Genomic DNA, 13,458 nt, shown 5'->3' on the forward strand with positions numbered 1-13,458 from the left:
CCCTTGAGCACGGAGATACCGGAATCCACGTCCCAACCCGGCATGGCCGAGCGTGCCATCGACACGGCCGCGGACGTCTCCCGTACCATCGGTGAAGTCGCCGGAGGCCTGCACGCAGCGGTCGACCGTCTGACCTCCGCAGTCGAGGAATCGCGCAAACCCGGCGGGGCACTCGCGACGGTCGCCGCGATCACGCGCGAAGCACCGCTTGCGAGCCTGTTCGTCGCCTTCCTCGTTGGCGTCGCGGTCGCGCGCCGGCGGTAGCTTTGCTGCGATCGCCCCTCCGGTGAGACCGTCCGCCATCAGGACTGGCCGGGCGCTCAGCGGGTTGGCAGTCAATCCGCCGAGAGTGCCAAAATGAGCGCGGTTAGGGCCTCTTCACTGGAGCCTTGCCGCCCTGCTCCGCGCCGTCAGGGCCGAACACGCTTACAAAGAGACCTGATATGTAGCTGCCCCTCAGAACGTCCCTACGCTCTCTTCAGATCAAACCCACGATGATCAAGACTCCGATCTCAATCAGTAGGAGCGTACCCGTTGCTGCTGAGATGAGAAACAAATCACCGAGTGACAGGTGCATGATTTGCCTCGCAATTTGCCCTAGAAGCGGCCCTTACATCCTTGGAACAGGGCGGCAGGGCGGGATGATGGGACCGCTTCTAGGAGGTCCTTGACGCGTTCATCCGGCGCCAAGCGGTTATCATTCTAATCCAAATTTAAATCACCTTCAACATTTAATTCATTTATTCGGCTTATTATATTAATATTTAATAGAGCTGCATTTGGAGGATGCAGGCCGTTGATCCCGCGTGGAGCGAACCCAGGGATCGGTTTTTTTTGCGGTGAGCTATCTATCTGCTCGAGCATGCTTAGGACATACGAGCTGTGCCTGGCGACAGCAGGCAAGCAAGCCCCTCAGGGCCTGACCGGATCCAAGTCGGCTACCGAATGCTGGCATCCGTGACAACGAGCGCGTGCGGCTGCTCTCTCGCAATTGGTATCGACTGGACCCAGTATCCCTGGATCGCTGGGTGGCTTTGAAGAATCGCCAGAAGCGTTTCGTCATAGACGGCGAGGCCGTGGTGCTCGGCACCGTGGCATCTCCGTCGGCGAGCTAGCAGCTGCTCGAATTTATCTTTGCGCATGTGCAAGGACAGGTTGCGCAGATCGTCTCCGCCGACGGCCGGAATGTCAAAAGCTGGCTTCGGCGAAAGCGGCGGCGAGCGGGAACGTTGAGACGCCGCTGAGGTTGATCGAGAAAGGAGAGATTGGCGCCGCCAGCTGAGCACACTGATGGACAAGACCTTCGTCTATGATGCGTTGAGGCAGGTCGAGCGCGATGTAGTTGAGGGAGAACGACGCCTTGCAGATCAAGAGAGAGCGATCCTTCAGTTGAAGCGCGAAGGAAAGGATACCGCAACCGCTGAAACAGAGCTGGACAGATTGCGCAGAGCCCAGCGTGTTCTTGATCAGGACCGACAACGCCTCCTCTTGCTGTTACAGCCTTGAACGGGTGTCGCCCGCGAGCGGTATGATTTTGAACCGCCACCCACCGCCACCCTCGGAATATTTCCCCTTTGTCTCTCGTCGAGCGCTGCGGTGTAGAGGTAATGGCGGACCGGGGTTGCCTCAGCACCAACGGCAAAGCCCATCAGCTGTGATAGCGGCATTCGGCGCCGCTGTGCGTTGGTGCATCGTGAAAATCACTCCGGAGCCAAAGCTGACGCGAACCAATGTCCCTCGACGCTGTTGGTTGCGGGAGACCGTCGCCCCCCGTTCTGTGCGGCGCCGATCGCGGATAGCCAAGATGCCCTCTTTTACGAAGCGCTGCCATTGATAGCCAAAGCGGCGGTCTCGGCATCTGAAATGAAATTCTAAACGGAGGAGGCAGCCACCATGGACTGGAACCGCGTCGAAGGAAATTGGAAGCAGATTAAAGGAAAAGTGAAGGAGCAGTGGGGCAAACTCACGGATGACGACCTAGACACCATTGATGGCAAGCAAGACCAGCTCGAAGGTAAGCTCCAGCAGCGTTACGGTTACCAGAAGGATCAAGCCAAAAAGGAACTCAGCGACTGGTTTGGTCGTCAGAAGTGGTAGTCAGCCTAAAGCCCGCGGAGACCGGCGGGCTTTCTTCTGTTTTACGATTCGCGCTTCAAAGCTCCTGCGGCTTCTTCAAGTCGCAGGCGTCATCCCGGTCTTCCCTTGGTCCCATGTGGGACTCACCGTTTTTCAACAAATCTATTCGGCTCAGCGTCTGCTGTAGCTAACAGCCGCTCTTCGCACCTCTTTGACGCTATTCCGCCTAGCCTTCGGAAGCGGAGAGTGCGAGCACAAGCGCATAGGTCAGCCACGGGTCTTGGCTGTGTGAAAACGCCCCGACGGTCGAGTGCGATAGCACAAGTTTTTCGTCGAAGGCCGATGTAGCGCTCATGCTCGCAAGCAATTTCAAGCGAAATGGCGAACAAAAGAACGTGGTTCTAGCTGGCTTTCGACTGTTCGCGTTTTTACACAGCCAGGGTCAAAGGCTGCCCTCGCTGGCCAGCATGAACTTGGTCGGGTCAACCGTCGGAAGCGGACACTCTCGCGTTCTTGGCTAACGTCAGCCATGGGCCAAAGGCGACATTGGATGCATCGTGACCCAATCGGGCCTGGCAAGGGCCCAACCTGCGGGACTATCAGTGCGAGGCGGCGCACCGGGCCGCGGCCCGCCCGGAAGCGGTCAACCGCCCGCCCGAGCTCCCGGAAAACGGCATCAACGATCCTGAACGAGATACAACAGTTCAGTGCTTTGCAATGAATGCAAGCACCATATCATTGAAGGCTTGGGGGTTCTCAACCTCCATCTGATGAGATGCCGCCGGAATCGTTGCACGTTCGACGCTCGGCAGGCAGTGCTCCAGCATGTCGTCGACGAGATGGAACATCTTAGGGCTGAGCTCCCCGTCGACGAGCAATGTTGGCGCCTTCACCTTCTGCACATCCGCGCATGTGGTGGGCGGGAAAAGGTCTCGCGATGAGGCTTCGCCTTTCAGTTCTTGAACATTGTCCATGGCGCGCTTCAGAACGGCAGGTGGGATTTTCTCGTACGAACCATCGCCCAGTACGCCGTTCACAAATCGACGCACTCCTTCTTCGTCATTCCCCTGCTTGAATGCTTCGCTCGTAGCGATTGACCTCGTGATAAGGGCGCTAAGAAGAGCATCCCCTTCAGGAGTCGTTTTCAGTAACGGCCATACGGGCGGTTCGCCCAGCGTCAGACTGCGAATGACCTCCGGGTGATCTCGTGCGACCAGGAACGCAATGAACGCCCCATACGAATGACCAACGAGATGAACCGGGGGTAGATTAAGTGCCTTGATGAATGCAGCCAGGTCTCTTGCATGTAGAGTGACGGAAAAATCCGTCGCATCTTTGGGCCATTCATTTGGATAGTGGTACCGACGACTGTACGAGATCAGTCGATATCCCTTCGAGAACGCCTCGAGCTGTCCATCCCACGTGCGGTAATCCTCCAGTGTGCCGTGCACCAACACCACTGGAGTTCCTTGCCCGAGCTCAATGTAATGGAGTGTGAGGCCATCAACTCCCACCTCTTTTGTTCTCATCTCCGAAGAGGACGCGCCTTTCTGCTGCGCGAACGACGGACACGCCACGAAGAACATGGCTGCTACCGATATGACGACGATGTGTTTCAAGAGGAGCGTTCTCGGTTGCATATGACTCTCCTGGTGTTGTGAGACCTTTCTGCTTCGGTTTCGCTTACTAAGCCGTAGTCTAGTCCGCGATTCTCGGCGGGGTTCGAGTCCCCGTGTCCTATACGCGCGACGCGGCCCGAGCGGTCGATCCGGCGGGTCTGGTGGGCAGGGCGCCGCATCGGCGAGGGGCAATGAGGTGGCCCGCCGCTGGCTATACTACCAGTTCAAATACACGCAGGGGGTGCACAAAACGTCACACCGCTCCCCAGGATCGCCTCGCGAGGGATTGCGCAGCTGACGGCTGGTCGACGTCGGCTCAGGGTCTTGGCTGTGTGAAAACGCCCCGACGGTCGAGTGCGATAGCACAAGTTTTTCGTCGAAGGCCGATGTAGCGCTCATGCTCGCAAGCAATTTCAAGCGAAATGGCGAACAAAAGAACGTGGTTCTAGCTGGCTTTCGACTGTTCGCGTTTTTACACAGCCAGGGTCAAAAGCGATCGTGTCCCTGAGCGTGGTGTAACTGGCGGTGGGACACCGCGTTCGCCGGCAAGAGCCGGACTGGTCAGCTGGCGATAGCCGGGAGGCTGACGGTTGGATCATCGCTCAACGGCGCGATGGTTTCCAGGGTCATGTAACGGGCGCGCTGGACGGCCCATTCATCATTCTGTTCGAGCAGGATCGCGCCGATGAGGCGGACGATAGCGTCCTCATTGGGGAAGATGCCGACGACCTCGGTCCGGCGCTTGATCTCGCCGTTGAGGCGCTCGATCGGGTTGGTCGAGTGCAGCTTGGTGCGGTGCTGCGGCGGGAACGTCATGTAGGCCAGCACATCGGTCTCGGCCTCGTCGAGGAAGCCGGCGAGCTTGGGTAGCTTGGGGCGGAGCTGATCGGCGACCTTCCGCCATTGCGCTCGTGCGGCCTCGGCATCGTCCTGGGCAAACGCAGTGGCGATGAAGGCGGAGACGACACGCCGTCCACTTTTGCCGGCATGGGCCAGCGCGTTGCGCATGAAGTGCACGCGGCAACGCTGCCAACTGGCGTTGAGCACCTTGGCGACGGTCGCCTTGATGCCCTCGTGGGCGTCGGAGACGACCAGCTTGACGCCGCGCAGGCCGCGGCGGGCGAGCTTGCGCAGGAACGCCGTCCAGAATGTCTCGGCCTCCGAGGGACCAATGTCCATGCCGAGAACTTCGCGCCGGCCATCGCTGTTGACGCCGACCGCGACGATCACCGCGACCGACACGATGCGCCCCTGCTGGCGCACCTTCACGTAGGTGGCGTCGATCCACAGATAGGGCCAATCGCCCTCGATCGGGCGAGCGAGGAACGCCTTCACCTTGTCATCGATCTCCGCGCACAGCCGCGAGACCTGGCTCTTGGAGATGCCGCTCATGCCCATCGCCTGCACCAGATCGTCGACGGAGCGGGTCGAGACGCCCTGCACATAAGCTTCCTGCACCACGGCGGTGAGCGCCTTCTCGGCCATCCGGCGCGGCTCCAGAAAGCCGGGGAAGTAGGAGCCTTTGCGCAGCTTGGGAATGCGCAGCTCGACCGTGCCGGCGCGGGTCTCCCAGGTCCGGTCGCGGTAGCCGTTGCGCTGCGCCAGACGCTCGGGGTTCTTCTCGCCGTAGGCGGCCCCGGTCTGGCCTTCCACTTCCAGCTCCATCAGGCGCTGGGCAGCAAAGCCGATCATCTCGCGCAGCAGATCCGCATCAGGGGTCTTCTCCACGAGCGTGCGGAGGTTCATCATCTCATCGGTCATCGGTGGTTCCTCGAATCAGGTTGGTGTCAGCAACCCGACCCTACCGGCGAACTGCCGGTGACCACCGCAAAGCCGCCCGCCCGCTACGGCGCCATGGGAGGGCGCGCGTGCGGACGGCTTTGCTCTACCGAGCTACACCATCACCGGGGACACGACCTCAAAAGCTGCCCTGAGCAGCTTCAAGAGGCCTTTCCCCTCAGCTTTCGAAACAGACAATCCCCGTGGCGCATTTCCGCGCTCAGATTGCGCTGCGACCTCGCAGCCGTCACTGGACGCCGAATACCAGATTGATGTTGACCCGACGGGACGCCGCTCGCCAAAACAGCAAGCCTGCATTCGGAGTGCTGGTATCAACGCGCAGGCGAAAGCCGCTCGCTCAGGCGGCGCTGACAGTCTGGAGCTCAGCCGCCAGGAACTGTTTCTCAAATGCCTCGGCCGGCATCGGACGGCCGAAGAAATATCCCTGCCCTTCCTCGCATCCCATGCTGACCAGGAAGTCGGCCGTTGCGCGGTTCTCGATGCCTTCAGCCACAATCGTAAGACCGAGCTGCTTGCTGAGGCCGATAGTCGATCCGACGATGGCAGCGTCGTCGGAATTCGAAAGAAGACCAAAGACGAACGACCGGTCGATCTTGAGGCCGTCGAGCGGAAACTTCTTGAGATAGCTGAGGCTCGCATAACCGGTGCCGAAATCATCGAACAGGATCCGGACGCCGAGCTCCTGAATTCTCTTGAACATTTCAAGCACGCGGCGTTCGTCATGCAGCAGGATGTCTTCGGTGACTTCGATCTCGAGCAACGACGGCGTCAGCCCCGTCGCTTCGAGCAGTGCTGCGACCGAATGCGCGAGATCGCCGGACTGAAGCTGCGAGGGTGACAGGTTGATCGCGACACGCACATCGTTGCCGGATAATTCCCAGGCTCGCGCCTGACGGCAGGCGGTCTCCATCACCCAGTTCGCGATCCGCTCCGATAGCGCTGAGGTGTTGACCACCGGCATGAATTCGGCTGGCGAGACGTAGCCGCGCACGGGATGCCGCCAGCGGATGAGCGCTTCGGCTCCGACCAGGCTGCCATCGATCAGGCGAACCTGGGGCTGGTAGAACAGCTCGAATTCGCAGCGATCGGCGGCAAGCGCCAGCTCGCCCTCCAGCGTCAGCCGGTTCTCGAGCTCCTGCCGAATCGCGGCTTCGAACACCACATGGCCGCCGCGCCGCGTCGTCTTCGCGCGGCTCAGCGCCAGATGGCCATTGCTCAGGAGATCGTCGGCCTTTTGTCCGCCCTCGGGATAAACGGCGACGCCGACGCTGATCCTGACGCGGTGCTGCCGGGCGCCAGCTCCGAGCGGGGTCTCGAACGCGCGCGCGATCCGCTCGGCGAAGGCCGGGACCGGCGCGCCGAGGTCGGCGCAATCGATCGCGATGGCAAATTCGTCGCCGCTGAGGCGGGCGATGATCGCCCTGCCATCGACTTCGCTCCGGAGCCGCTCAGCGACCGCGCGCAGCACGAGATCGCCGGCGGAGTGTCCGAGCATGTCGTTGATCTCCTGGAAGCCGTCGAGCCCGAGCACGAGCAACGCGACGCCGGAAGACCGCCGCTCCGCCGCGGCGATCAGATCGGTCAGGCCCACATGCAGCATGTTCCGGTTGGCAAGCCCCGTCAGCGCGTCATGTTCGGCGAGATATCGAATACGCTCGGCTTCACGTTTGCGGACCGAAATATCGCGCAGGATCGCTCCGTATTGAAAGCCGTCCGTTCCCTGCCAGCCCGAGAAGCTCGCCTCGACCGGGAAGATTTCCCCGGTCTTGCGCCGGCCTTCGAACTCGACGACGACGGCGCCGCCCGGAACCAGAAGCGCCTGTCGCGCGGCGTCGTGCATGGACGGCCTTGCACCGCGGTCCGCCGGCGGGGCGCACAGCGTTTCGAACGGGCGACCGATAATCTCGGCCGGCATGTAGCCGAAGATCGCGCTGGCGCCGGGATTCCAGACCGTGATCCGGTGATCCTCGTCGGTGCAGACCAGCCCGTCGCCGAGCGACATCGCGATGCGATGAAAGCGGCTCTCGGCGATGCGTCCGAGCAGCCTGCGGAAGTCGATTTCGTCGAGCGCAATCGCCGTCAGGTAAGCGATGATGGCGATGTGGAACAACGACGTATCGATGACGAGGGGCCATCTCGCCTGCACAAGGATTGCGGCCAGTTCGACCGCTGCCCCGGCTGCGATCAGAATTGCGACGCGAAGTCCTGGTGCGACGCGGCGCCACGAATACATCATCAGCAGGCAGATCGCGCCGAGCCCGAGCACCATGCCGATATCGGAGGTCCAGCGCAGCGTCCGGTTCTGAAGGATCGATTCAGCGGCGAGGGCCTGGAGGACCGGCCCCGAGATGATCCTGCCATTGGGAACGCTGAAGCGGTCGCCGAGCTCGAGCGCCGTGGCCCCGATGATGACCTTCTTGCCTTTCAGTCTGTCGAGCGTAGCGCTATCGCCGCGCAGCACGTCGACATAGGAGACAGCGGGAATGGAGGGCGCACGAATACTGAAGTCGATCAGAAAGGGCGGCCGCCGATTGGCGTCCTGTCCCGCCAGCACGACGGCCATCGAAGGCATGAAAGCGTCGCCGAGCTTCTCGCCGAACGGATAGCGGCGAACCAGCCCATCGGATTCGATCGCGACATTGACGACGGCCGGCCACGACTGGTTGCTGAACGCCTTCAGCGGCCGGTTGACGTGGGCCGGGCCGCCTTTCGGCGTCGGCTGCTTGAAAGATGGCAGGATCGTCGAGCCGCCGGCGTCCCGCAACGCTCTGGCGAAGGCCTCGTCGGAAGCCGGATCCGACGGCGTGCTGAAATCGACATCGAAGGCAACATCCTGCGCACCCGCCGCTTCCAGCCTTTGCAGCAGCTCGGCATGGAGATGCCGCGGCCAGGGCCACACCCCGATCTGGTCGATCGACGGCGTATCGATGCCGACCACGACGATGTCGCCGGTGGCCTCACGCGTTTGCCACTTGAATCGGAGATCGGTGAGCGCATTGCGAAGCGCACCGTGCCAGCCCGTGGACAGCACCACGGCGAGCGCGATCACGACGAGAATATGCGGCCTGTAGCGTTTCACCCGATCCTCCCGCGCGCCCGCTACCCGCGGGTGCGCCCCCTCGTCCCCTTAGGAAATCGCCTCAGTGTCGGTTATGGCCGTACCCGTTGCCATGGCCGTTGCTACCATTGCCGCTGTTGCCCCGGCCGTTGCCGGTGGCTCCATTGTTGCCGCTGTTGCCGTTACCGCTATTGCCATTATTGCCATTATTATTGCCATTGCCGGAGTTGCCGTTTCCGTTGCCACCGGCGTTTCCGTTATTGGCTGCCGCTGCAGCTGTCGCAGGGCCCGGGCTCGACGAGCTGCCGGCGCCAGGCGTTGCGGCACCGCTCGTCGTTGCGGCAGTCTCAATCGCGCTGTTGGACGCGATCGTGCTGGTCTTGTTGTCGCTCCAAACCGTCTCGCTTCCGGAGCTTGCGTTCGCCCTGCGCACCTGACCGGGTGCGTCGCCGCCATGGGCGAGCCCGTGCGTGGCCTTGTGGACATTCAGCTTGACCTCGCCGAGTGCGCTCGAGATGCGCACGACGCCGGGCTTGGAGACGTGACCACCGGCCGCCTGCTGCGACGGCTTCGGCGCACCGGCCGTCTTGTTGCCCTTGTCGATCGGACCGAGCACATGGATGGCATGGCCATTGGCCGCATGGCGCGGCGCCGACAGGCCCGATTTCGGCACTGGGACACGCTCGATCGTGGGCGCCCGTGGCTTGCCCTGCTCGATCGGATTGAACGTCCCCGCACCGCTCAGGCTGAGACCGGGCTTGCCGTGTTCGAAGACGGTGGCCGCTTGTCCGGGCATCACTTGTGCAATCTGCCCCGTCTTGAAATCGGAGACTTCGACCTGGCCGCGGAGCACGCCGACCCTGGTGCTACCGGCACCGACGCTGACGCTGAACTGCGTTCCCTTGACCACGGCGGCGAGATAGGGCGTCTCGACCTCGAAATGCTTGACGTTGCGCTTCTCGACCTCGAGCAGGATCGAACCTGCCTGCTGGATGATGGTGGTCGACAAGCCGTCCTTCTTCTCGGCCGGCAAGCCCACCACCGAATTGGGAGAGATCAGTATAGTTTCCTCGCCGCGGACGAGGAGTACACGGCCGTTGCGACCGGTGCGGATGGTATCGCCAGGTTTCAACGTTCCTTCCGCGGTCAACGACACCTGCTGGGCGCCGCTCGTTGCAAGCCAGACCTCGCCCGAGGACTTGCTGACGGACCACACACCGTCGTCCGCCGCGAATGCACTGGAGGCCGTTCCCAGGATCAGCGCCGCCGCCAAGGCGCGCCGCATTCCAACTTTGCCGAACATGATGGTCCTCAGCCCCGCGTTTCAAAGCCAGGCCTGAGGCGTATCCGAAATCACTCAAGATAGGATTATCGGAAAGCGGCCAGCGGCGCGGCCGGATTAACCAATCGTTGACCATAAAAAACTAAGAAAAATCATGCCTCTAACGAGACCTTACCGCCCCGTGGCAGATCCTCCGTTGAAGTACGGAGACGGGGTCGCTGCGCGCGGTGAGAGACGGCATCTCCTTACCGTACTGGTGTCGCTGGCAGCAATTTTCGCGGCAACTCCAACGGCATTCGCGCAACAGGCGAACCAGCCGGGTTTCGATCCGCGCCAGCCCGAGAAATATTTCGATAACCAGACCGAGCAGGAATCGCTCGGCCGGCCACCGGTCCGGTTGCCGAGCGTCGGACAGCCCACGACTAGCGGCGATACCAAGCCGCAATTCGTGCTGCGCGGCGTCAGCGTCAGCCGCGCCCATGCCGTTTCCCCCGATCGCATCGCCGCAGTCTACCAATCTTATCTCGGCCGGAAGGTCTCGCAGGCGGACTTGGCCGCGATCGCAGGCGCCATCAGCAATCTCTACCGCGAAGCCGGCTTTCATCTGAGCCGCGCCATCGTGCCACCGCAGGACATCGCCGACGGCCGAGTCCGGATTCAGGTCCTCGAAGGCGTCATCGTGCAGGCCGAGCTGAAAGGCGACGGTGCCGAGCAGTTCGGCGTCAGGCCGATGCTGGCGCCGGTTCTGGCCGAACAACCGTCGCGGCTGGCAACGCTCGAACGCCAGCTCTTCCTGATCAATGGCAGGCCGGGCGTCCGGATCACCGACACTGCGCTCGAGGAGATCGGCGGTACGACGGGCCGCTTCCGCGTGACCATCTCCTTGAAGACCTGGCACGTCTTCTCCTCGTTCGGCCTCGACAATCTCGGATCCTCCTCGGTTGGTCCCTGGCAAACCTACGCCACCGGCGCGTTCAACTCCTACCTCACGCCCGGCGATACTCTGGCGGTCAACCTCTCGACCATTGCCAACGATCCGGGCCAGCTCGGTTTCGCACGCCTGTCGTACGACGCGCCCGTCGGCGTCGACGGTGTCCGCCTCGGCGCTTCCGTCCTGTACAGCGCGGTACGGCCGGGGGATATGCGCCGGCTCGACCGCGACATCACCACGACCGAAGCTTTCGAGGTGCGGGCAAGCACCGTGCCCTTCATGTCGCAATCCTCCGGGCTGACGCTTACGGTCGCCGGCACCTTCAGCAACGTGTCCGAGCACGACATCTACGGCCCCTGGTACAACGACCACATCAGAACGGCGAGCCTGACCGCCGACTACCGGCTGCAGGATCCTTTTGGCGGCACCAATTTCACGACGCTGACCTACCGTCAGGGCCTGGACATTTTTGGCGCCTCGCATTTCGACGACGATCTGTTGTCGCGCGACGGAGCCTCCTCGAACTTCTCGGTGCTGAACCTCTGGTTCACGCGCTACCAGACACTCAACGATGTCTGGTCGCTCAAGCTCGCTGCGGCGAGCCAGACGGCGTCGCGTCCGCTGTTCACCTCGCAGCAATTCTATCTCGGCGGCGCGGCCTTCGGCCGTGGCTATGGCGCAGCCGAGATCAGCGGCGACAACGGCCTGGCCGGCTCGCTCGAGCTGCGCTTCGACCAGAAGCTCAATTTCCGCTACTGGACCGGCTATCAGCTCTATGCCTTTGGCGACGCCGGCGCCGTCTGGAACCACGGTTACCGCCTGAGCGACGGGCTGTCGCTGACATCGGCCGGAGCCGGTGTGCGTTTCTTCCTGCCGGACGACCTCCAGGCCGATTTCGGCGTGGCCGCCCCCCTGAGCTACCGGGCGCCGGACAACGTGCGTCGCAGCCCACGCTTCCTCTTCACGCTGTCGAGCGCGTTCCGGCTCTGCCCCGAACGCGGCAAGGCCGGCTGTCTCTAGCTGCCCCGTTCTTCCGGCGATCGGCCCGGCTTGCCGGCTTTTCCCGGTCTTGCCCGCAGACTTGCCTGAATTTAATCCTCTAACCTGCTCACGATCGCTCCGGGGGTTCCCGATGACCATTTCAGGCAAAAGGTGATTTGAGACGGACCATGAAGAAGGTGTTTGCCATTCTGGCGTTTCTCTGCGTCCTCGGCCTCGGGCAGTATTTCGTCGTCAGCCAGTTCGCGATCCGCCATGAGACCTTGGCCCTCTTCGACGCCTCGCGCCAGCGCCCGATCTCGGTCGAAATCGCCGTGCGGCGCGACCATGAGACCAAGGCCAATCTCGGCCTCTGGAAGCTCCCCCTCGCTGTCATCAGCAATGGCAACACCGTCAAGGCGACCGAATATTCCTTCCTCGCCAACGTGCTCGCCGCGCGAGGCTATCTGGTTGCCAGCATCCAGCAGGACTTGCCGAGCGATCCGCCGCTGATGACCCAAGTCGGTCAGCAATATGTCGGCCGGCGCGACGTCTACATCCGCTGCGAAGCCAACATTCTCTTTGTGCTGGGAGAGCTGAAGAAACAGCAGGAGAACGTCGAATACGACCACATCACCCTCGTCGGCCACTCCAATGGCGGCGATGTCTCCATGTACGTCGCCCACCAGCACCCGGAGCTGGTGTCGAAGGTGATCACGCTCGATAATCTGCGGGTACCTTTCGTGGTCAGCGACCACATGAAGATCCTGTCGTTCCGCTCGAAGGACCCACACTTCGTGACAGACCCCGGCGTGCTTCCGACGCCGGAAGAGGCCAAGGCGCGCGGCATCGATATCATCCACACCGGCGCACAACACACGGAGATGAGCGACCGCGGTCCCAACTCGGTCAAGGAGAAGATCCAGGAGACGCTCGACCGCTTCCTGCGTGACAGCGCCAGCAGCGCACTCGCACCGGCGGATACGAAGAGCCCGATGATCATGAACCCGACTGACTATTAGCGGGTCCGCTTTGCGGCAGATCAAGGCGGCTCCAAGACGGCACGGTAGAAAGCCACATAGCGTCGGAGAGACACGTGTCGCACTATACCGAAAGTCTTGATGCGAAGAGCCTTGTTCCGAAGGGCCTTGTTCCGAAGGGTCTTGGTCTGCCCGCGGCAAGAGTGCCGGCATTTATGCGGCATCTCTATCGTTCGACCCGCAGGCTGCTGCGGTCGATCGTCGCCCGCATTGATCTCTCGCAGTTTCCAGGATCCTGCTGCGGATGAGCGCGGCGGCCGCAAGCGAATGCAGAAAGATTGCCCTATGCTCCGGCATGTGAGACGAATTTTCCTGCTGCTTGGCCTGGTCTCTGGCGTCGGCACGTCGTCCGCTCTCGGCGCTGATGCCGATCATGGCGCCGACCTCGCCAAGCGCTGGTGCGCGAGCTGCCATGTCGTGGCGAACGGGCAGACCCAGGCGAGCGTGGACGTCCCCTCCTTTGCATCGGTTGCGCGCAGGCCGGATTTCAGCGCGGAAAGGCTCGCCTTCTTCCTGCTCGATCCGCACCCGAAGATGCCGAATTTTCCCCTGAGCCGGACCGAAGCCGGCGATATCGCGGCCTACATCGCATCGCTGCGTTAGATGCATGATCGGGCCGGAAGGCCGGGCTCGCGCAAGCTGTGCAGCGCTTTCCCAAGATCATGCCTCAGCAA

At 62.1% G+C, this 13,458-nt stretch carries 10 protein-coding genes; 5 read left to right on the forward strand and 5 right to left on the reverse strand.

The window, feature by feature from the left end; genetic code table 11:
• The first annotated feature begins 3 nt into the window (after positions 1 to 3).
• Positions 4 to 264 carry a hypothetical protein gene (locus tag N2604_RS30620; RefSeq protein ID WP_260371751.1) on the forward strand — a complete coding sequence of 87 codons (261 nt, stop codon included), beginning with the start codon at positions 4 to 6 and terminating at the stop codon, positions 262 to 264.
• Positions 265 to 1,188: 924 nt separating this feature from the next.
• On the opposite strand, the gene N2604_RS30625 is transcribed toward N2604_RS30620, so the two are convergent.
• A complete protein-coding gene (locus N2604_RS30625) occupies positions 1,189 to 1,479 on the reverse strand; it encodes a hypothetical protein (RefSeq protein WP_260371752.1) in 291 nt (96 codons plus the stop codon).
• Positions 1,480 to 1,893: 414 nt separating this feature from the next.
• Between N2604_RS30625 and N2604_RS30630 the strand changes: the two genes are divergently transcribed.
• Positions 1,894 to 2,097 (forward strand): CsbD family protein, encoded by a 204-nt coding sequence (locus tag N2604_RS30630; protein ID WP_260371753.1) that lies wholly within the window; start codon positions 1,894 to 1,896, stop codon positions 2,095 to 2,097.
• Between the two features lie 683 nt (positions 2,098 to 2,780).
• Here the strand turns inward: N2604_RS30630 and N2604_RS30635 are convergent.
• From N2604_RS30635 to N2604_RS30650, 4 genes are all read right to left on the reverse strand, one after another.
• Positions 2,781 to 3,695, reverse strand: coding sequence for an alpha/beta fold hydrolase (locus tag N2604_RS30635; protein WP_260371754.1), 915 nt, complete (start codon positions 3,693 to 3,695; stop codon positions 2,781 to 2,783).
• Positions 3,696 to 4,256: 561 nt separating this feature from the next.
• Positions 4,257 to 5,456 (reverse strand): IS256 family transposase, encoded by a 1,200-nt coding sequence (locus N2604_RS30640; RefSeq protein ID WP_260370469.1) that lies wholly within the window; start codon positions 5,454 to 5,456, stop codon positions 4,257 to 4,259.
• 376 nt (positions 5,457 to 5,832) lie between these two features.
• Positions 5,833 to 8,574, reverse strand: coding sequence for an EAL domain-containing protein (locus N2604_RS30645; protein WP_260371755.1), 2,742 nt, complete (start codon positions 8,572 to 8,574; stop codon positions 5,833 to 5,835).
• 61 nt (positions 8,575 to 8,635) lie between these two features.
• On the reverse strand, positions 8,636 to 9,856 hold the full coding sequence (locus tag N2604_RS30650; protein ID WP_260371756.1) for a FecR family protein: 1,221 nt from the start codon (positions 9,854 to 9,856) through the stop codon (positions 8,636 to 8,638).
• A 133-nt stretch (positions 9,857 to 9,989) separates the two neighbouring features.
• On the opposite strand from N2604_RS30650, the gene N2604_RS30655 reads away from it, so the two are divergent.
• The 3 genes from N2604_RS30655 to N2604_RS30665 all read left to right on the forward strand — a co-directional run bounded on the left by N2604_RS30655 (position 9,990) and on the right by N2604_RS30665 (position 13,387).
• Positions 9,990 to 11,786, forward strand: a complete 1,797-nt coding sequence (locus N2604_RS30655; RefSeq protein ID WP_260371757.1) for a ShlB/FhaC/HecB family hemolysin secretion/activation protein — start codon at positions 9,990 to 9,992, stop codon at positions 11,784 to 11,786.
• A 149-nt stretch (positions 11,787 to 11,935) separates the two neighbouring features.
• Entirely contained in the window at positions 11,936 to 12,766 is an 831-nt protein-coding gene (locus N2604_RS30660) for an alpha/beta hydrolase (RefSeq protein WP_260371758.1), read from the forward strand.
• 303 nt (positions 12,767 to 13,069) lie between these two features.
• Positions 13,070 to 13,387: a cytochrome c gene (locus tag N2604_RS30665; protein WP_260371759.1), complete on the forward strand. Its 318-nt coding sequence runs from the start codon at positions 13,070 to 13,072 to the stop codon at positions 13,385 to 13,387.
• The last annotated feature ends 71 nt before the right edge of the window (positions 13,388 to 13,458 follow it).

Origin of the sequence: Bradyrhizobium sp. CB1015 (assembly GCF_025200925.1) — a bacterium.
In the GTDB taxonomy this organism is placed as follows: Bacteria; Pseudomonadota; Alphaproteobacteria; order Rhizobiales; family Xanthobacteraceae; genus Bradyrhizobium.